The sequence below is a fragment of the Vibrio sp. OPT41 genome (genome assembly GCF_015163595.1).
Lineage (GTDB): Bacteria > Pseudomonadota > Gammaproteobacteria > Enterobacterales > Vibrionaceae > Vibrio > Vibrio alginolyticus.
The window spans coordinates 11,274-31,019 of record NZ_JADDYH010000082.1; the positions used below are offsets into that span (position 1 = coordinate 11,274).

General features: G+C 41.2%; 17 protein-coding genes and 5 pseudogenes. 11 read left to right on the forward strand and 11 right to left on the reverse strand.

The genetic code is table 11. From position 1 onward, the window contains the following. Positions 1 to 52: 52 nt before the first annotated feature. A pseudogene (locus IQP38_RS25260) lies at positions 53 to 2,371 on the reverse strand (AAA family ATPase). 301 nt (positions 2,372 to 2,672) lie between these two features. On the opposite strand from IQP38_RS25260, the gene IQP38_RS25265 reads away from it, so the two are divergent. From IQP38_RS25265 to IQP38_RS25275, 3 genes and pseudogenes are all read left to right on the forward strand, one after another. After that, entirely contained in the window at positions 2,673 to 3,704 is a 1,032-nt protein-coding gene (locus IQP38_RS25265) for an IS110 family transposase (RefSeq protein WP_053315668.1), read from the forward strand. A 340-nt stretch (positions 3,705 to 4,044) separates the two neighbouring features. Next, positions 4,045 to 4,504: pseudogene (locus tag IQP38_RS25270) on the forward strand (transposase); the annotation flags it as partial. A 69-nt stretch (positions 4,505 to 4,573) separates the two neighbouring features. Continuing rightward, complete coding sequence (locus tag IQP38_RS25275) at positions 4,574 to 5,035, forward strand: hypothetical protein (protein WP_193838137.1); 462 nt, start codon at positions 4,574 to 4,576, stop codon at positions 5,033 to 5,035. Positions 5,036 to 5,267: 232 nt separating this feature from the next. On the opposite strand, the gene IQP38_RS25280 is transcribed toward IQP38_RS25275, so the two are convergent. Further along, complete coding sequence (locus IQP38_RS25280) at positions 5,268 to 5,534, reverse strand: hypothetical protein (RefSeq protein ID WP_193838138.1); 267 nt, start codon at positions 5,532 to 5,534, stop codon at positions 5,268 to 5,270. 557 nt (positions 5,535 to 6,091) lie between these two features. Continuing rightward, positions 6,092 to 7,621, reverse strand: a complete 1,530-nt coding sequence (locus IQP38_RS25285; RefSeq protein ID WP_180818107.1) for a DUF4041 domain-containing protein — start codon at positions 7,619 to 7,621, stop codon at positions 6,092 to 6,094. A 409-nt stretch (positions 7,622 to 8,030) separates the two neighbouring features. Here IQP38_RS25285 and IQP38_RS25290 point away from each other — a divergent pair. Continuing rightward, positions 8,031 to 8,632: pseudogene (locus IQP38_RS25290) on the forward strand (DUF2913 family protein). 204 nt (positions 8,633 to 8,836) lie between these two features. On the opposite strand, the gene IQP38_RS25295 reads toward IQP38_RS25290, so the two are convergent. Together IQP38_RS25295 and IQP38_RS25300 are read right to left on the reverse strand one after the other, a co-directional pair. Next, positions 8,837 to 9,100: a hypothetical protein gene (locus IQP38_RS25295; protein WP_140184060.1), complete on the reverse strand. Its 264-nt coding sequence runs from the start codon at positions 9,098 to 9,100 to the stop codon at positions 8,837 to 8,839. Positions 9,101 to 9,303: 203 nt separating this feature from the next. Next, positions 9,304 to 9,921: a nucleotidyltransferase domain-containing protein gene (locus tag IQP38_RS25300; RefSeq protein WP_140184052.1), complete on the reverse strand. Its 618-nt coding sequence runs from the start codon at positions 9,919 to 9,921 to the stop codon at positions 9,304 to 9,306. 241 nt (positions 9,922 to 10,162) lie between these two features. On the opposite strand from IQP38_RS25300, the gene IQP38_RS25305 reads away from it, so the two are divergent. The 7 genes and pseudogenes from IQP38_RS25305 to IQP38_RS25335 all read left to right on the forward strand — a co-directional run bounded on the left by IQP38_RS25305 (position 10,163) and on the right by IQP38_RS25335 (position 16,242). Beyond that, positions 10,163 to 10,645, forward strand: coding sequence for a tetratricopeptide repeat protein (locus IQP38_RS25305; protein WP_140184051.1), 483 nt, complete (start codon positions 10,163 to 10,165; stop codon positions 10,643 to 10,645). Between the two features lie 18 nt (positions 10,646 to 10,663). After that, positions 10,664 to 11,632, forward strand: coding sequence for a PhzF family phenazine biosynthesis protein (locus IQP38_RS25310; RefSeq protein WP_140184050.1), 969 nt, complete (start codon positions 10,664 to 10,666; stop codon positions 11,630 to 11,632). A gap of 562 nt (positions 11,633 to 12,194) precedes the next feature. Beyond that, positions 12,195 to 13,021, forward strand: a pseudogene (locus tag IQP38_RS25315) (IS5 family transposase). Positions 13,022 to 13,335: 314 nt separating this feature from the next. Then, on the forward strand, positions 13,336 to 13,755 hold the full coding sequence (locus IQP38_RS25320) for a PACE efflux transporter (protein ID WP_193838139.1): 420 nt from the start codon (positions 13,336 to 13,338) through the stop codon (positions 13,753 to 13,755). 12 nt (positions 13,756 to 13,767) lie between these two features. Next, entirely contained in the window at positions 13,768 to 14,307 is a 540-nt protein-coding gene (locus IQP38_RS25325) for a carboxymuconolactone decarboxylase family protein (protein WP_140184048.1), read from the forward strand. A gap of 19 nt (positions 14,308 to 14,326) precedes the next feature. Beyond that, the gene (locus tag IQP38_RS25330) at positions 14,327 to 14,902 is read left to right on the forward strand and encodes a TetR/AcrR family transcriptional regulator (protein WP_193838140.1); all 576 of its coding nucleotides are present in this window, start codon (positions 14,327 to 14,329) and stop codon (positions 14,900 to 14,902) included. 380 nt (positions 14,903 to 15,282) lie between these two features. Beyond that, positions 15,283 to 16,242: pseudogene (locus tag IQP38_RS25335) on the forward strand (IS30 family transposase). Between the two features lie 33 nt (positions 16,243 to 16,275). Here the strand turns inward: IQP38_RS25335 and IQP38_RS25340 are convergent. The 6 genes from IQP38_RS25340 to fos all read right to left on the reverse strand — a co-directional run bounded on the left by IQP38_RS25340 (position 16,276) and on the right by fos (position 19,679). Then, on the reverse strand, positions 16,276 to 16,590 hold the full coding sequence (locus IQP38_RS25340; protein ID WP_219624482.1) for a superinfection immunity protein: 315 nt from the start codon (positions 16,588 to 16,590) through the stop codon (positions 16,276 to 16,278). Between the two features lie 215 nt (positions 16,591 to 16,805). After that, positions 16,806 to 17,306, reverse strand: a complete 501-nt coding sequence (locus tag IQP38_RS25345) for a GNAT family N-acetyltransferase (RefSeq protein ID WP_140184057.1) — start codon at positions 17,304 to 17,306, stop codon at positions 16,806 to 16,808. Between the two features lie 115 nt (positions 17,307 to 17,421). Further along, on the reverse strand, positions 17,422 to 17,943 hold the full coding sequence (locus tag IQP38_RS25350; protein WP_025580676.1) for a GNAT family N-acetyltransferase: 522 nt from the start codon (positions 17,941 to 17,943) through the stop codon (positions 17,422 to 17,424). 173 nt (positions 17,944 to 18,116) lie between these two features. After that, entirely contained in the window at positions 18,117 to 18,518 is a 402-nt protein-coding gene (locus IQP38_RS25360; protein ID WP_180818106.1) for an HIT family protein, read from the reverse strand. Between the two features lie 152 nt (positions 18,519 to 18,670). Further along, complete coding sequence (locus IQP38_RS25365) at positions 18,671 to 19,129, reverse strand: hypothetical protein (RefSeq protein WP_140184044.1); 459 nt, start codon at positions 19,127 to 19,129, stop codon at positions 18,671 to 18,673. Positions 19,130 to 19,280: 151 nt separating this feature from the next. Next, on the reverse strand, positions 19,281 to 19,679 hold the full coding sequence (fos, locus tag IQP38_RS25370; protein WP_031818817.1) for a FosG/FosC2-related fosfomycin resistance glutathione transferase: 399 nt from the start codon (positions 19,677 to 19,679) through the stop codon (positions 19,281 to 19,283). Positions 19,680 to 19,746: the final 67 nt, after the last annotated feature.

Genomic DNA, 19,746 nt, shown 5'->3' on the forward strand with positions numbered 1-19,746 from the left:
CACTGGAGGGTATAACGTTGCATCAAGACGTGAACAACGCAATCAACCAACCTTAAGCTGTTACTACCGCTTCCATTTCATTGTAATGGTGCTCATCTATTGTCTTAACCATGTCTAGGATTGTGTTCAAAATAGCGGGTGATTCACCTAACAAGTTATCTGCATTATCTTCCAGTTCTATCTCTTGGTTATGCGAGTACTTGTTTATAAAGCGATATACTTTTTCAACATCCTCTGACTTGATATCTGAATACCCTCGCGTACCATCATCTACCAACTGCCTAAAGTTACTTCTCTTCTTAGGGAGCTTGAAGCACAAGAATGATTCGAGTAGTTTTCTCGATAAGTTTGCGCACAGGTATGCTTCATCAATATTCAAATTCGCTTTGTCTTTGAATGAATACAGCTTTGAGAATAAGTAGTGATACTCAGAGTTGTACTCCGTCAACGTACCGCCAGCACTTACAATTTTAGATTTTCGAACACCGTCACACGTACTTTCAATTGTATATGCTCTTGATTTAATTATTGGGTCTTTACCCTTGGGGAATTTATTCTTCTTGAGTACCCAATCTCTGACTAACTTGAAGTACGAGAAGTTATGTGTCATTACAAATAGCTGTTTAGCGTTCTCGCAGTGCTTTTTCAAAAATGAATACGAATGGAACAAGTGGTTTGAATCAAAGCTAGATACTGGGTCATCAACAACCACTATAGTTTCTTTGATATCGTTATCATGCTCTTTAAGTTTTGTCACAAAATACACGAATGCTATTGCTGTTTTCTCACCTTCACTCAAGTTATTAGCCAGCTTACCAGTGCCATTACGAGATATTTTGTACCCTTTCTCTTTAGCATCAAACTCTAGCTTAAGTTCTGTACGCCCCAAGAACTTAGCAAGCTCATCATTGAAAGGGTCTACCGCAATAGATTCATTTGACAGCTCAGCCTCAAGCCTTACTACCTCTGTATTGATAGCTGTAATTTCATCACTTACTTTCTTAGCTTTATCCTGCTCCGCTTTTAACGCCTTTTTCTTCATGTCATAGTCGAAATCAATAACTTTCTCCGCAGCATAATGTAGCTCAAGAGCTTGTTTGTGTGTCGCTGTCACAGCTTGGAAATTACCTGACTTGTCATTATGCTCTTTCACACAAGCATTGATACTTTCAACAGCATTGTTGTATTCATCAATAAGACTCTGAGGGACATTTACAACTACCATAGAAACATCAAAAGGGTCATTTGTTTTCTGGACGAGGCAATCTTCCCATCCCTTTACAATGTCTGAAACTTTTCTTCTAATTTCGTCGAGTGGAGCTATAGCTTTTTTATAAGCAGCTTGAAACTCTTCGAAAAAAGAATCTACAGCTGGAAGATCGATTTCTGGTAACGACTTGCAGTACTTGTCAGCTTGCGCAATTTCTTCCTTTAACAGTTTAAAGGCCTCGCTAAAGTGATTATTCAACGAAGTCAACCTAGACTCAGTTAGCGTACTTCCACAAAAGTGACACTCATTTGATTCATGCTTTTCGTGCAAACTTATACCAGTAGACACCCACGTTTGGACATCAGGGTTTTCTTTTAAAAAATCTATTACCTCATTTACAGCGGTCTTCTGCATTAATGCTTTCAGTGCATTAAAATCACTTTCAAAAAAGTCTGTTTGTATAGGTGAAATCGACAAAGAAATTTTTGGTTTTTCAACAGGAGAGGCAGATTTCGTATGATGAACAATGTCTTCCTCTGAAAGTACTGAGTCTGTGTCACTAACCCCCGTTGGGTCGGAAGTGATTAATTTCTCAAGTGACGTTTTGTTGTAGTTCAAATACTTACGGTCATCTGTTCCAATCACTTTCAAGCTTATCTTGATGCTCTTCGCCGTATCTGAGAGGAACTTATTAATTTCGGCTTCTAAATCACTGGCGGTCTTGGTGGCACTCTTCGACTCCTCTCGTTTTTGCTTCAACTCATTTTTCTTTTGGTCAAGTTGCTTACGCTCTGAGATTTTCTGTTTATCAACTAGAAGTATGCTCTTAACCGTACCGCTCCAATCAATGTTTTATTGAATAAAGTCATTATTAAACGTTCGAACGTTGAGTGGATTGGTCTCGATATTAGCTTGTGTCAAAGTATTTACATTCGTTCCGTCAGTACTGTACTCAATATCAAAAGACGGAGTTTCATACGACAAGCTATTCAAAGACTTATTCTCAATACTTCTAAACAATCTTGAAAGCGTTGACTTTCCAGAGCCGTTCCATCCATAAATAAGATTAAACCTCACAAACTCATCACACCCAACATTCGTATGGTTCTCGTAGATTCCAAACGAACGAAGGCTCTTTATCTTACTGATACCATTAATCATTCGTGTCTATCCGCATATGGTTGATTTTCCAACTATCTCAACCATAGCCAGCATATGGACAATTTCAGTGATACATATCCAAAATCCAACTAAAACAATATATTTCATTCGGTTACTAACAGTTCTGTCAGTGTAGGAAAAAGGACAAGCGATGAGTTCTGGTCTTGCCTTTCATAAGTTCAAGTATTGAAAATGACTTTCTTACAACTTAGAAAGGGATAGTGGTAACATGATGTATGGAATCTACTCCCTCCTTTGCCAATTAGACTTAGGAGAATGAGACCAAGACAAGGATTCCAATATGTTGACGAATAATGTTATCGCTATCGACTTAGCCAAAAATGTTCTTCAAGCCTGTCATATCAGTGTTCATGGTGAATTGCTTTCCAATAAGCCCTTAAGCCGACAGAAAATGAAAGAGTTTCTTGCTAAGGCAAAGCCTTCTATTGTTGCAATGGAAGGCTGCTGCGGTTGCCATTACTGGGGGCAACTTGCTGAAAAACATGGGCATCAAGTTCGCATCATTAACCCCAAAAAAGTGAAAGGGTACTTGGAAGGCCATAAAACTGATCACAATGATGCTCTTGCTATTGCTAACGCAGCAATTCAAATAGGTATCAAATACAGCCGACCAAAATCATTAGAGCAACAGTCAATGCATTCTTTAGAGAGTAGTCGCCGTTTCTTATCTCGCAGTGTAGTTTCTTTAGGACAGCATATTCGAGGAACGATGTTAGGTTATGGCGTTGCTAACCCAAGAGGTGAAAAAGGTTTAAAAGCGTCGGTTCAAACAGCTCTTGATGGAGAAACATCAATACCAGCCAATGTCGTTTCCATTCTGTCAATGTTATGGAATCAATATAAAGAACTGAAAGCACAACTCATCGCATTCGAAAAAGAGAAAAGTGCTCTAACGCGTCAGATAGAGCCATGCCAACGATTAATGGAAATTGAAGGTGTTGGAGAAACAACCGCTGCAATGCTCTACACAACTCTTGGTGATGGAAAGCAGTTCAAGAATGGTAGACAAGCTTCAGCGTTTGTTGGTCTTACCCCAAAACAACACAGTTCAGGTGGCAAGGTCTTTATGATTGGGATCGACAAGTGCGGGGGCGTGAAAGAGCTACGCTCCCTTCTCTATCTTGGTGCAATGTCCTACGTTGGGCGACTACCCGAAAAACCAAAGACCCAGAAGGATGCTTGGTTGAGGAGTATCATTGATCGTATTGGCTTCAAAAAGGCCTGCATCGCATTAGCTAACAAGGTGGTACGAACAGCGTGGGCAATGCTTCGGTATGAGACTGAATACAAACCTGTTTTACTCGCAAATTAATTACTAACAGATTCTTAGATTTTACAAAATGATGAAGCATAAAAGGTAAGACCAACCTACTGAAAACCTGACCATTCCTTCATGCTTTTAAAGCTGATAGCACGATGAGGACAGTAGGTGCGCAAAACATCAAAGGCTAGAAGGTAGCCCCTTCAATAAGAAGCCGAATATACGACCGCATCTTAACTTTAATAGCTAAATCACTTTGTAAATACGTGGATTCCATATAAGGAATGGGGCAAAGGCGTGTTTGCTATAGGCAGTTCATATCACCTCTGTCAAGTTAAACCGACAGAGGAAAAAGTGACAAACTTTCTTGTCAATGAACGAACTATCAACAAAAGGGCTCCTGTTCTTGGTTGTCATTATCGACTGGTATAACTGTAAGGTTTTGTCCTCGCGGTTATCGAACATCATGGGTACAAGTTTTATGTATCGTGGTTTTCGAAGAGGAGCTCCAATACTACGGACCACCCGATATCTTTAACTCCGATCAGGGCTGCGAGTTTACTAGCACTGAGTTCACACAGAGGTTGCTCAATCAGGGGGATATGGATCAACATGGACGGAAAAGGTCGCTGGATTGACAATCTTTTTATTGAGCGACTATTGAGAAGTCTGTAATACGAGGAGATTTACTTAAAAGCTTACAGCACACCCCGTGAAGCAGAGCTTGAAATCGGGCACTACATGGTGTTTTATAATGAGGAGCGTAAACACCAGGTACTCAATGACCTCACCCTCATTAAGTCTACTTTGACAGACAGAGATACGCTGCATGGGCTGGTTCAATCACTTAAAATATTGGCTTATGTGTCCAGCCATTGGACTTCACTTATCTAATCCGTTCATAAAAATAAGTTTCGTAGATGCGTAAAGATAGCTTATACACCTTTGATAGCTGGCCTGTAGGTACACCAGAACGCTTAATACGCGGCTATTGGGAGTTGGGCGTGATGAGGTTTCACACATTTGATAGTGAATGCGGTAAAGAACTTCAAGATACGTACAATCGCATTAACCATGGACTGGGAGCTAATGTTGTGTACATCGACCTAACTTCAATGGGAGATGGTTATCGATACAAGTCAGAAATCTTAGATGTTATTCGAAGTGATCAGCAAACATGGGTGTGGTTCGTAGGCTGTAGAGCGCTTTTGGAGAGTTCGTTGGCGGGTTGGTTACGCTCTGCTTTGACGACATACAACCTAGACCACGTTCGAGTTGCTTTTGTGCTTGATAGCCGTGAGCAATTCAACCATATCTTTCAGGATTACTCAGCTCCGTTCTATCAATCTACCATAGCTCTGAATCTCTCAAAGAACAGTTAGGCTTATTCTTAGTTACTATTAAATATTTACTCTGCTCTTTAGCTCGTTCGTATAGATCCAGCCCTAAATGATCCAATTTAAGTAACTAAAGCGTAGCTTTTACGCTCATATCATCGCTAAATCTAACTTTTGTTATTTTTCGGTCGGGTGGCAATTCAAACAAATGAGAAGTTGATACACTTTGGGGCTTTTTTGATTCTGGTGATGAACTCCGAAACACAAATATACTGGTTCACAACTCATCAATATCAACGTCAATTTCTGGGGAGTTTTCTCTTTGCTTAACTAGTTCTCGGTCTTGTTCATCTTCCTCAAATTCAATTCGGGAAGAGTCAAAAACATCACGTCGTTCAACTAGAAAGTCGACATCCGCCTTATCCGCACCTTCCGAATAAGCCCCCCAATCTTTTTCACTTGTAGTCGAGAATTCATCGGTGTGCGAAGTATGACTTGTTAATCCTTCTAAAAGGTCTTTTTCTGACAACAGTTTTTTACTCATAACTTACTTCTCGATCCAAAAATGACATAAGATAGTTTATAGCATAGTGAGCAGCTAGAAATTAGCTCTGAAACAAGGAAAGGGGCAGAAGTGCTTCATAGTGATTTTTGCAACAGGCTGTTGCAAAATTGGGGTTGGAGTTTGTCCAACAGCCTGTTGAACATTCGATGAAGCAGGCAATTTCCTAATTGTGCAGCAGCTTGTTGCACAAATAAATCTCTTATTGGTTTCATGCGCACTAAACACGTCTTGGGGCAGGTATGAGTTGTTGCAGAATCTGCAACAACTGAACTTTCTCATTATTCAAGCAACTATTGCAAATTTTGCAACAGCTCTATTGCCAAAACAATGCGTTCTGAAATCTTTAGGGGCAATATTTACTTGTTTCTCACGTGCTTTTTCCGGTTTTAAGTTCATCATGCAAGTTGCATCACGCAGGCTGCGTGATGGGTTTGTAACGCGAAATGGGGCATAATCGTGCCAGATTGACAAAGCTGTCACGAAGTGGGACATTTCAAATTACTGTATGCCCCTTTCAGTAAAATCTATAAGGCGATCTACAAGACATCAGCAAATTTGGGGAGAGCACTGGAAGACGATAACTCTTCTCCTTCTAACTTTCCTTCTCTTGCTAGGCGCTGTTTGTTCATCGCTTGTGTTTCGTAATAGTCCTGTGCAATAGCTGTTTCAATGAACTCCGCAGACTGATCGGTAAAGTCACTTACCGCATGTTTGATCTCTTCCAGCGAAACACTGAAAAACTCTTTACGGCGATTAATCATATTCAATCGGTGAGTATCAAACTTATCGTGAAGCTTCTTCTCTAGAGTTGGAGCATCATCAGTATGAATCATTGCATGTACATCAAAGGTAAACGGTACTGAAGCATCTCCAAGCTCTTTCACTCTATCCATTGGTTCTAATCGACGGGTCATGCCTATCTTGTAGACATTTTCCCCAAACGATCCAATGTTAGAAATAACATAAACATGACCTTGCTTAGTTTGCTCAGCCATTGATTGAGCACGTTGGTGCTTGCGCTCTGCTTCCTCTAAGTTTGCCTGTAACTTTGCAATCTGTTTTTCTAGTTCTGATTTCATTTCATCGCTAGCTTTTTCAAGCTCTTTTCTCGCAGCATCCAAAGCTTTGTGATAACGTTTTTCTTCCTTTATAGCTTCCGCTTCTGCTTTTTTTATCTCTGCCTCTATTCTTGCATCTTCACGCATTTGTGCTTTGATTTCCGCCTGTTCTTCTTTCTCGCGTTGTTTCTTTTCACGATATTCGTAAGTCAATTGGAGTTCTTTTAACTTTTCTTTGAGATAACGCTCTGTAATAGATATAGCATTCGGTTCATTTAGCTGATTGATTGCGGCGAACGCTTTCTTTATACGTTCTTCCATCTTTGTAACGTTTTTCCACGTACAGTTGGCAATAGCTGCTTCACATTCGTTATTGAAGGCTCTTGCGGTGAGACGAATACTCTTGTTGGTCATTTTCTTGCCTTCGCTTCGAGAGCCGTCTACAGTCCATTCGCGGTAGCAGTGTATCGCTCCACTGGAAGACTTCTCTCTCAACAAGGTTTTCTGGCACTCTTTACATTTCTTGATCTCTTCTTTGAATGTTTCAGATGCATCAAAATCGAACTTTGGCTCATAGAATCCGAGTTCGATAAGCTCAATATCTTCGCTGAATATGGCGATTTGCGTAGTTAAAGAGTCATAAGTGATTTTCTTACTTTTGTAGTCGACCTGAAGTTCACTGATCTGCTCTTCAACAGATTGACGTTTCGTAATTGCCTCGTCTCTCTTGAATTCGATTTCGCGTAAGGCTTGACGCGCTTTTTCTTCTATCTCTTTCTTGTCAATTTTCAGCTGATCCTTGATTTGCTCGCACTCAGCTTCAATATCAAATATCTGAGAGTATTTTTCTTTATACTCTTCGATTGCTGTTGCTGCCTCTGATAATTGAGTTTCTGTAACTGCCAGTTTCTGACTCAGCTTTGAAGACTTTCTTACCCAAAAAATCCCGACAACAAGCAAGATTACTATAGCTCCTATTAGCATGTAAGTTAGTGAAAATTGTTCCATTTACCGCCCCCTACCTTCTCATTAAATATGAAACTGATAAGATAACTAATATCTACTCTCGTGTAACCGAGCAAATGTCACAATAGAGATATTTGTGTGCGGAAAATGTGAGTCAATCATCCTGACTTCATGTGTCAACATGCTTCGAGGCTTTCTATTAGTATTTGTATGGAAAAGCCAGATTAGCAGGATGTGAATGAATTCCTACTCTAATTAAAAATGGGGCACTTCTGAGTTACGGAGTAGCAACTGTGAAAGCTCTGGACAATTATCATTTTCGGAAAATCGAACATTAGCAATTCACGAATAACTCTATGTATGGGAAACCACTCCCGAACTCATTATTACGGTTGATTTAAAACGCCGAGCCCCCATATTCTTAAAATCCACCCACAACGCTACCTTGGCTATGCAAATCAAACGAGACTTTGACTACTACCACAACCTTCACAACGTCATTACCCACGCCCTGCTTCATTTGCTGTGTCAGGTATCCGCATCTTCCCGTTTTGTTCCAGTAACATCACGCAATGACATACCGATAAAGTACCTTAAGCCAAAGCTCAACGATAAGTCGTTATCGAATATCAAAAAAGACATCAAACTGATGCTCAGCGTAGCAAGAAAAAAGGTGGGAACCTAGAAATGAAACTGCATCAACTTAATTCACAGTCGAAGCATACAAAACTCGTCTTTGCTGAAAAGCTTAATAACCTACTCGTACACCTTTATGACGTAGAGGGTATCGAATCAAGACTGTTTGAGGAGGGTAGTGAAGCGGAGCCTGGAATTCTTTATATGCTAGAGGAACAAGTCGAACACGGTTTTGACCAAGAACACAATCAAGTCACCCCGTTATCGATGCTTATCCAACTAGAGCGTGCACCAGAACTTATCAATTCGATTAATGCTCACGGCCTGTTTCTTGCTGAAATGAAAGAGTGGGACACCGAGATACATCAAGCCCACATCTTAGTACACCCTGCAAAAAAAGCTGGCTTCACCAGCTAGATCGAAGTTGGACACTTCCGAGTTAGAACTTCCACCCTAACTCGTCAGTTTCAGATAAAAACTTCTATGAGTTAACGCCCAATAAAAGGTGAAGTACGCAATGACTAAGCGGGTGCATGGCACTTCAATACCACAACCGCCGCATACAAAAAATGCCACGCGTGCTGAACCACTCTTGAACAATTTATTATATGAAGTTGACCATTATCGCCATGATTCGTCTGTTTTTTCACCACGCACTACCTGATAAATGGCTATGTTTTTCTCATTCAGAAGTGTCACTAAGTCTGGTACACATTGGATAGGCATAGCTAGTTCATATCCAAACTCCACGTGTATGATATTCTTCGAGCGAGAATGACCAAGAAATGATTCAATAACTGCGAGAGCATCTCCTTCCCACTCGCCAACTTCAAAGTAGAACTTATACATATCTTCGCTATAGTCTTGTGGGGTGCCACTTTTCATCTTTTGTGCTCTACTTTTTATCTTTAACGGTTCACTTTTAGACATGATTCATATCACTCTACAGCAAAGCATTCTCATCTAGGCTTAACCCTACAACGTGAAAGCTGGCTCTACGCCGTGGGAACTCTCAACCTTGACCACTTACTCGAGCTTTATTGCATAAGTTAACACCATTACTAGACGTACAACCCAAGTATTGACCATTAAACTCTGATGACTATCGCCGCTAATCTTCTTAATACATCGAGATTGTTAGGCTCATGATACATCTGAACAAATAAATCATACGTCGATTTATCTTGACTCTTCAGATAATTAAAACTCTTCTTTGAACCAAGAAACCACAAACCTCGCACTTCAAAATAAAGGCTTAATAGCTCGTATTGCAGCCATGTTCGACGATAGTTGCCGTCCAAATCTTCTGCGCTTGCTCGAAGTAACATTTTCTCTACCCATTCTCTCAAATACGCTACGTCATCTCCAGACAAAGGCTTTCTCCCCACTTCTAAACATTGCGTTACTCTTGAGAGATACTCGACACCAAGTCCGCGCTCATCGTAAAGTACAACACCATCACCGAATCTCAGGGCTTCTTCTGGCACCGAGTCTAAGTAAGCCGTCGGATACACAACCGCATCTAAAAAGACACCGTGAAACATTCTCGCATCTTTGCACTCTTGCGTATCATCACAGAAGCAAGCAACATCTATATCGCTAGACTCGTTCGCTTCATTTCGTGCATATGAGCCGTATAAGATAATGGTGTGGGGGTTATACTTGTTTTTTAGCTCTTCACAAATCCGAGCCTGCAATTCGTCCATTCCTGCTCCTTAATCCCCATAAATCATAAACTTAAAAATAATGGTCGTATTGAAGGATCATCTTCATTTCATCGTCGCTAATAAGTCAATTTACTCATTTCTATGATGAATTTGTGATGGTTTACCTGATTTGACATCGTCGATGCTCACACTCATCTTATGTGCTGTTTTTTTACAAGCTTTAAACTTTAAAACATAGTAAAAAGCGACCACTTAATGACTGGAAGGAAACGAGAAATCTATGAATGAGCATATTAAACGGGCTATCGAGTTAAGGAATAACGGTGATTTTGAGGGAAGCCGAAAATTATTGACACGCCTTCTTAGCAACGAAGATATCGCACCTCAAGCGCACCTTCATATCGCATGGTCTTATGATAATCAAGGGCTTGAGTCAGAAGCGGTTCAGCATTATAACGCCGCACTAACTGGTGACCTCGATGAGAGCGACCATTTTGAGGCTCTGTTTGGACTGGCTAGTACGTACAGAAGTCTCGGTAACTATCATGATGCCGCCGCTTTGTTTGAAAGAACACGTGCTCTTTTCCCTAATGCAACGGAGGTGATGCCATTTTATGCAATGTGTTTGTATAACCTTGGACAGCATAAAAAAGCGGTTGAGCTGTTGTTGAACCTTCTGGTTGACACAACAAGCTCAGAGGACATTTTAACGTACAAACGAGCTATCAAGCTTTACGCGCAAGACTTAGATCGAACTTGGTAATTTTAAGGAAATGAAGCTGTGACCATTGATACGACACATGCGGTTGATCATGTTATTAACGTCTACCTGGTTAACTCGTTTACCAAAGATGACTCTGGAGGGAATCCTGCTGGCGTTGTTTTAGGCCCTCCCTCCCTCAGTACAGAACAAAAAACATATATCGCACGGCGGGTTGGTTTTTCCGAAACGGCCTTTGTATACGCCAATAATGAAACTGATTTCAAAGTGGAATTTTTTACTGCTGAAGGAGAAGTGGACTTTTGTGGTCATGCTACTTTGGCTGCATTTTTCGTATTGGCTTCGCAGGGGTTCATTGAGCAAGGTGGTTACACACAACAAACAAAAGCAGGTATTCTCCATGTAGCCGTCGATGATGGCTCTATTATAATGGATCAAACCAAACCTCAGTTTCGTCGCGCTCCTAGCGTTGATAAAATCGCGGATGCTCTTGGTATTCAAAGCGAGGCTATTACGAATACGGGATTGCCCATTGAAATCATCTCGACAGGTCTACCAGATGTCTTCATTCCTTTGGCGGCTGGGCATTTAGATAGCCTAACGCCTAATTTTGCTGCGATATCTAAGCTAAGCCAAGAGTTCAATACTATCGGCTTCCACATATTTGAACTCTGTAATGAGAAGTCAACCGTTGCTCAATGCCGAAATTTTGCACCACTGTATGGCATAAATGAGGAGTCTGCTACAGGCAGTGCGAGTGGGGCTTTAGGTTGTTATCTTGCTAAGCATGGTATCACTGATAGATTAACGTTCTCTTTAGAGCAAGGACGCGCAATGGGGGCTTTATCTTTGATTCAAGTTACCATTGATTCTAAACAAGATATCATTCGTCGGGTTAGAGTCGGAGGTCAAGCCTCGTTGGAAGGAATGAAGGAGGTGCCGATAAGTTTATCTCACATTGAAGACCTACGACTATGCGAAGCTTGGCGTCGTTATTCTTCGGTGCGCCCTATGCCATCAAAGGCGTAATACATCAGTCTTGTTAGATCACACTTAATTGTTTTATCAAGCGTAGTTCTCCGCCCTGAATCAGGATGGTGAACACCCTTGATGTGAGAATTTAATAGCTCGTGTCTCATTGAGCTCATATCGAAAGCAAATCGTCGTGTCAGAAGTACACACCGCGCCCATTCATAAATAGAAATCTATTGTTCTCCTTCTCCTGCAACTCTCCCCTGTATTTGACTGTGCCTAAACGTCCTGCTGGAGAAGCGGAAAAGTGCGACCTCGCCCGCTTTTGGGCCTCCATGTCATTCGAAAACTCTTTCATAAAACTCAAGACCCCATTTTTTGAATGCACTCCATAAGTCATTCATATGCAGTGCTACGTAGCCTTCGGAACCAACGAACTCTATTTGGTTTCTCAATAAATCAACATCAGCATCACCCCACGCGTACATTACCACTCTTGCGTTTTTCTTTTCTGATAAATCTGAATTTGGAGTAAGAGTAGGCTTTGTTTCTTAAATCGATGGAACTAAATCAAGAAGCTACGATCTGATCGGCTACACCCATCAATCATCGTAGCCTCATGCCTAAACCTCGATACAAAACAACTAACTGGAATCAGTACAATAACTCCTTGATCAACAGAGGTTCACTGACGTTCTGGATTGACGAGGAAGCCATAACTGAGTGGAAACACCCAAAACAGGAAAGACGTGGCAAACCAAGACTGTTTAGTGATCTCGCTATCACGACGGCTCTCATGGTAAAGCGCATCTTTTCCTTACCTTTAAGGGCGTTACAAGGCCTTATCGACTCTGTTTTTAGATTGGCGAACGTCCCATTGGTTTGCCCTCACTATACCTGTATAAGTCGCCGAGCTAAGGATGTAGAGGTTAATTTCAAAACCTCAACACGAGGCGCTATCCAACACCTGGCCATCGATGCAACTGGTCTTAAGGTATACGGTGAGGGAGAATGGAAAGTGAAAAAGCATGGAACCGATGGCAAGCGTCGAGTCTGGCGTAAACTCCATCTTGCGATTGATACAGATACACATGAAATTATCGCCGCTGAGCTGACACTATCAGGTGTCACAGGGCGATTAGGGTTAAGAAAGCGATACCTCTAATCCCTCCGCGTGAGGGGGCAGCTTTCTGGGAAAAAGGGCATCCACGCAATCTGGCAGTTGGCTGCCAAAAGCTCTATGGCTCGAACAAAAAGTGGAAACAGAAGTATGGATACCATAAGCGTTCATTGTCGGAGACCGCTATGTATCGCGTAAAACAACTACTAGGTGCTTCACTCAAGCTTCGAAATTACAACGCACAAGTTGGTGAGACCTACGCCATGATCAAAGCACACAACAAGCTAACTGGGATAGGTATGCCCGAAACTCAGTATATTGTTTAAAATACGAACGATTTAGCTAGCGCTCGCTCTTACGCTGAATTAGGCAACAAAGCCCATAAAGTCCCTTCTCTAAAGTGAAACATTGCAGGGAAAAAGTTGTTTTAGTTCACTTGCCCGATTAAGTTACCATTGGTATAATTAATTGTAAATTACCATTAGTAACTAACTCTATGACACAGAAATCCTATTGGTTAAGTCGTGTGTACATTTGGGTTGTACGGGAGCACGACAAAACGAAAGCTTCCCGATGCACTCACTGTCCTCCTGTTTTCTCAAATTAATAAAAATTAATTTGAAATATTGAGGAGAGAACAATGCAAGGTATAAAACGACGAATTACTTATGTATTTTTTTATGAAGCTATTACTTTAGTACTAATCAGTATAGCGTTTCATGCATGGGCAGAAGAGGATTCAGGACATCCGGTACTACTTGGAATAATCACTGTAGTACTGGCTGTTATTTGGAACACGCTTTACAACACTCTGTTTGAGCTCTGGGAAAAAACATTGAGCACCCGTGGAAGAGGCTTTCGAAGACGAGTGTTACACGCTGTTGGTTTTGAGGTGGGTTTTATAACTGTCACCTTACCCATTTTTTCTGGGTGGTTGAGCATTAGCCTCTGGGATGCATTCCTGTTAGATGCCGGGCTCACTCTGTTCTTTATGTTCTTTACATTCTTGTATAACTGGTTATTCGATCTAATTTTCGGTTTACCAATTTCCGCACAGTAAAAGGGGGATGAAATGAAAAGCTTTAAACTAAGGACCATTCAAACGGCAGACGAGCTAGCAGCTCCAATTCTGACGGACTTCAAAAAAAAATACGGCATGATCCCGAACTTTTATGCCGCCCTAGGTATTGATGGTGTAAGCCTGAGGGGGTATTTAGACTTTGAACAAAGTCTTGAAGACTTTGGGAGTCTCACCGCTCGCCAACGAGAACTGATTTCACTCTGTGTTGCTTACTACAACAAGTGCCATTATTGTGTATCTGGCCATACTTTTTCTGCCAAGAAAATTGGGTTATCATCGCAGGAATGTGCTGATGCTCAGAAGGCTAAAGCAACAAACTTGGGTGATCAAGCTATTTTATCCCTGGCTCGAACGGTTCTTGAAAAGCAAGGACATTTGAGTAAAGAAGATGTTGACTCGGCGTTAGCTCATGGACTTACCGAAGGCCAGATCATTCAGATATGTGCATGGACTGCTCTAAACACGTTTAGTAATTGGGTCAATAACATCACTCAACCAAAGATTGATTTCCCCAAAGTTGATTTTGCGTAGAAAAATAAGGAAAGTCATGTTGAAGTCTCGTTTTAAAAAGGAAGAACGTTATAACCAGCTTCTGGATGTGGCTTTCGATATGGTTAAAGAGCAGGGAACGGACGCCCTGACTCTGATCAGTCTGGCAAAGAAAGCTGGTGTAACTAAGCCCATTACTTACAATCATTTTTCAAATCGCCAAATGCTGTTGTATTCGCTATTTCGGCGCTGTGATGATGAGCTGTCATCCCAAATGAATAGCCTGATTAAAATGCAATCAAATAATTTGCGCAGTGCCATCGCCGTTTACGTATCGTCTTACATCAACTGTGTCGAAACTCATGGGAAAGTTTATGATGATATTGTCTCGGCGTTAAAAGCCTATCCAGAGCACACTGGTATAGAAAGCGATATCAGGGACTATTTCTGCGGAGTGATTGAGAAAATATTATCGCCATTTATGTTATCCAACGAAAAGCCTTTGACCACGCTGATGCAAATTTCGATATTTAGCATTACTGAATCTTTGGGTGTTTATTTGCAAGAAACCACAGAGGATAGACATGTTCTTATTGATGAAACCATCGAGATTATCTTAAAGATTTGTAACCACTAATTCTGTTTTGTAATCCCCTAAAACTACTCGAACAAACACGCATAGCTATCAAAGATAGCTCGAGAGACGGCACATACGATACAAGGGAGTGGAAAGCGATGCATCTGATCCCTCCCGTGTGTAGGGAGAAAGAGCATCCTCGCAATCTAGTGGGTGTCCTCCAGAAACTCTATGGTTCGAACTAAAAGTAGAAATAGAAAAATTGTAGCTGCTTGAGACAAGCCCACTTTAAATTCACATTTCACAAAACTCTGTTGGACTAGGGACTTTTACTTCATCATCTATTGCTTGGATTCAAGTACGAAGTGCGACACCCCTGAAATTTAAAACAGTGAGATGTGCTATTCATAAGTTTTACTCCCGCCAAGAAGTGAAAAACCATGAATTACACACACCTCACTGAGAATGAAAGGTATATGATGTCCGCACTTAGAAAGCAAGGCATTAGTGTCGTCAACATCGCTAAAGAGCTAGGGCGTCACAAGAGCACTATCTACCGAGAATTTAAACGTAACTCTCGATACAACGCCTATCGCCCCAACCCTTCCTATCAGCCAGCTAGAGCGCAACAAAGAGCTAGAAACAGGTTGAGCCGATCACGGCGTAACAAGCGGTATACCAAGCACGATTTCAAAATTATTGACGCGCTTATAATGCTCGATTGGAGTCCTGACCAAATCGTTGGGTATTGCCGTTTACATGGCTATCCAGTGATGAGCCATGAGCTTATTTACCAGCACATTTGGACCGATAAAGCCAACGGAGGCATGCTCTGGAAACATTTACGTCAGTCACCAAAACAGAGACGTAAGCGCTACAACGCCAAAGATAGCAGGGGGAGAATTGCCGCTAAAAGGCACATAACAGAACGACCAAAACAAGCTGAGTTACGCCTAGAACCTGGACATTGGGAAATAGATACCGTGATCGGTCGTGGAATTAAGCACTGCATTGTCACTCTCGTTGACAGAATGACTGGCTACACCTATATCGGACAGCTAGATGACCGAACAACTGCATCACTCAACGCGAGAATGACAGAGATCGTTACGCGTTCAAACTTACCATTTAGAACTATCACTGCTGATAATGGTACAGAATTCAATCAATATCAGGAGATAGAAAACAAGCATAAATGCTTGTTTTACTTCGCAACGCCCTACCACTCTTGGGAACGAGGAACCAATGAGAATACAAATGGACTCATACGCCAATATTTACCCAAGAAAACCCCAATGGCTCATGTGACACAAAGACTGTGAAGCCAACTGAATAACAGACCACGCCAAAGGCTTGGTTACAAGACACCAACGGAGTATATTTATGAGCAGCTACTCTAAGTGTCGCACTTCAAACTTGATACTAAGTGGTACTTATAGTTGCATTAACTCTTTCTTTTTGGCATTGAATTCGCTTTCAGAGATAACACCTCTCTCTTTCAAAGAATGAAGTTTATCAATTTCATCTGCAATATTAGTAATACTCGCAGCTTTCTTTTCTGGGACAATGAAACACCAAATCAAAGCGATTAGCCAACCAACTCCCCACAATAAACCACCCAGAATATTTATTAAAACAATAGGAACCTTATAAGGATGATTTTTCTTTAACGCGATAATTGAAGGAAGAAATGCAAGTGGAATCAATACAATGAGTATAAGCAGTTGCCAAATGCTGACGCCTGACATAGCGAAGACCTCGTAATTAAAATGAAACTAACGGCATAATACCATGAGATAACCCGAACTCTACATTTCTTAATTGTTAGTATGCTCACATATCACATAACGCCGCGTTAAGTGGTGAACAACGCGACCACCGAACCTAAACCATTGTGCCGTAAACACTAAATTTGATTCAAACCAAAACTGCCAAGCGTTGTGAATCCGTCTTAAACGCTTTGTTATATGCGTGCTTGAGTAGAGAGAGTAACCAAGTCATCACTGTCGTACAAACGTTCTGTGGATTCTTGCATACCAAGCTTGCGTAGTAGTTTTTCTGATGCCAGATTTTCTATTACCGCTACACCATAAACTTCAGACACCAAACCCGATTCTAAGGTAAAATTTAAGACTGCCTTTGAAGCTTCAAAAGCGTACCCTTTACCTTGATATTGAGATAGTAATGCATACCTGATATCTGAAAAACTCGAGTCAGGAACTAACTCAACGCCAGCATAACCGATTTTTTGAGATGGCTTACTCTTTAACGCAACAATGAAAGTACCATAGCCTTTCGACCAGTGAGCCACTTTGCTTGGTACGTAATTCTGAATGTACTCCGAGCTAAAAGGCTTTCCACCCGGTAAATATCTTGTTGTTTCAGCGCAAGTGAGAAGTTTTGTATAAATATCAGAATCTTCTGAGGTTACAGGGCTAAGTATTAGTCTTTCAGTCTCGATCATCGAATTATCCATTTCCTCTAGAGCATATAACGCCGCATTAAGGTGTGAGCAGCGCTTGGCTATACTTGAGCGAAGCGAAACTGCCAAGCGTTGCGAATCACTCTTAAATGCTTTGTTAGTTGCGTTCTGACCACTCCGACCGTAACACCCCATATTTGACAGAGTCATAGTATTCACCCTTGTAGTAGCGAACCTTTCTAAGTCTTGCTTCTTGTTGAAAACCCAGTTTTAAAGCCAAAGACATCATTCGAGGATTACCCGACCAAGTAGTTAAACCAACCCTCTCGATTTCTTTAGTTTCGAACAAGTACGATACCCATAAAGGTAGAGCAAGCGCAGCAATTCCCTTACCCCAATACTGTGCATCATAAATAACTACACCAGCTTCAAGCCAACGCGTTTCTTCACATTCCCAGTAGCAACTAACCGTTCCAACAGGAATGTCGTCAACAGTGATTAATTGTAAGTCTGAGCCTGTTAGTAAACGCTGAAATGATGAACTTTCAAACTGTTCTAATGTTGGGTGAGAATATGGAAAGTAAGGGCCATTGAACTTCATCCATTCATCATTTGAAATAACCAAAGAATGGAGAGGTTCCAGTTCGTCTTCCTTGGCTGGTCTAATATCTACTTTCATATCTTCCTCAATACTTCCAGATTCTTTGTAGCAAACTAACGCCTTGTTAAGGTGTGAGGCACGCAATACCGATGCTTCCGCATAACACCTTAACCACCAAAACCAACGCATAGTAAAAATGCCACGCGTGCCGAATCACTCTTGAACAATTTGTTAGCATACTTTTTCAATGCTCATAGATCTTTAAGTGATTCTCTTAGTTTATCCATAGTTTGAATTCCAAGTTCACTACTAACCCAACCGTACTGGTCTCCATGAAACCTAGGGAAAATATGCAAATGGTAGTGATCGAGCTCGTTGAAATGAGGTGCCTCTCCATTGTTTTGCATAAAGCCGATACCATCGGGATTGAACTTAGCTTCTATACGTTTATATAAATCTCTTGCAACGTCGATGATCTCAAAAAACACAGACTCAGGCAGGTCAATGAATGTACGGTATTGAGTCTTAGGACAAATTAAAATATGCCCAAAGTTGATTGGATCATGGTCTGCAAAAGCTATAACTTGATCAGATTCGTACACGATGACCGAGTCAATTTCACGATTAACAATTTGTTCGACTATCGTAGCCATCTGAACTCCTATCAAAGTATGCTAACGCCGCATTAAGTGGTGAGCAACGCAGACCACTGAACTTAAAGTATTGTGCCGTAAACATTGAAATTGAAGCAAACCAAAAGTGCCAAGCGTTGGGAATCCATCTTAAATGCTTTGTTAGGCCTGTTTCACCCTACACTTTTTTCCAGCATTGTTACAAAAGCAAAGAATGCTTTGTCCATAATTTTATCAGCCAGTTTCCCCGAACCATCTTTCGCGATGTCAGTAAGTGTATCCTTTAAGGTTCTTTGTGAATCAGGGTTTATCGGGTCTGGAACTTGGTTTATTGCAGTCATCGCTGCCATTGTGATTTCAGTAGCACCAAAGTTGAATACACTTCCACGAGGCCCTTCAGTTCTAATAAAGCCTTCCTTTTGCAACCAGATTACCAAGTCACTACACACTTTCCACTCTTTAGGGAAAGATTGAGGTTCAAATGAGTCGAATACAGAGTCTTCATCAAACTCGATTCCCGTAATTGCAGAACAGTGAAGATAGGTTTTACTTGGCCAGTTTTCCAATAATTCACCTAGAATTTTCGTAGTATAAATCGCACCTAATTCTGGGTTACGCATTTTACTTTCCATATTAACTCCATTGTTACCACAAAAGGCCTAACGCCCAATTAAGGTGTGAAGCACGCAACCACGACACTTAATTTGACCACCGTAAACACTGAACCAAATCCAAACTAAAAATGCCAAGCGTGCTGAATCACTCTTAAATTGTTTGTTATGTTTAAAGCCAAACGAGCCCACTATATGGTTTCGTTCTTAGAGATTCTAACCGGCTTTTCAGCGAACCTGAATGTATCTCTAGTTTGTGGCCATCAGGGTCTAAGATATAAAGTGACTGCCCTTCACTCTTATTCTCTTTCCAAACTTCTGCACCCAATGAAACTATGCGCTTCGCAAACGCTTCAAATTCTTTTGGTTCGATATCAAAAGCTACGTGGGTATAGTCTGTTTTAGGGCATGGTTCATCGTGGGAAAGGCAAAACCAGAGTTCGCCTATTGATAAATAAGCTCCGTTGTCCCACTTAGCATGAGCTGTGAATCCCAACGTCTCCCGATAGAACTGAAGAGAGCGATCTAAGTCACTAACTGCAATGGTTATATGATTGAGCCCTAAAATCACCGTTTTCTCCCGTAAACATAACGCCGCGTTAAGGGGCGCAGGCACGCAATACAAAAGTGACCGCATA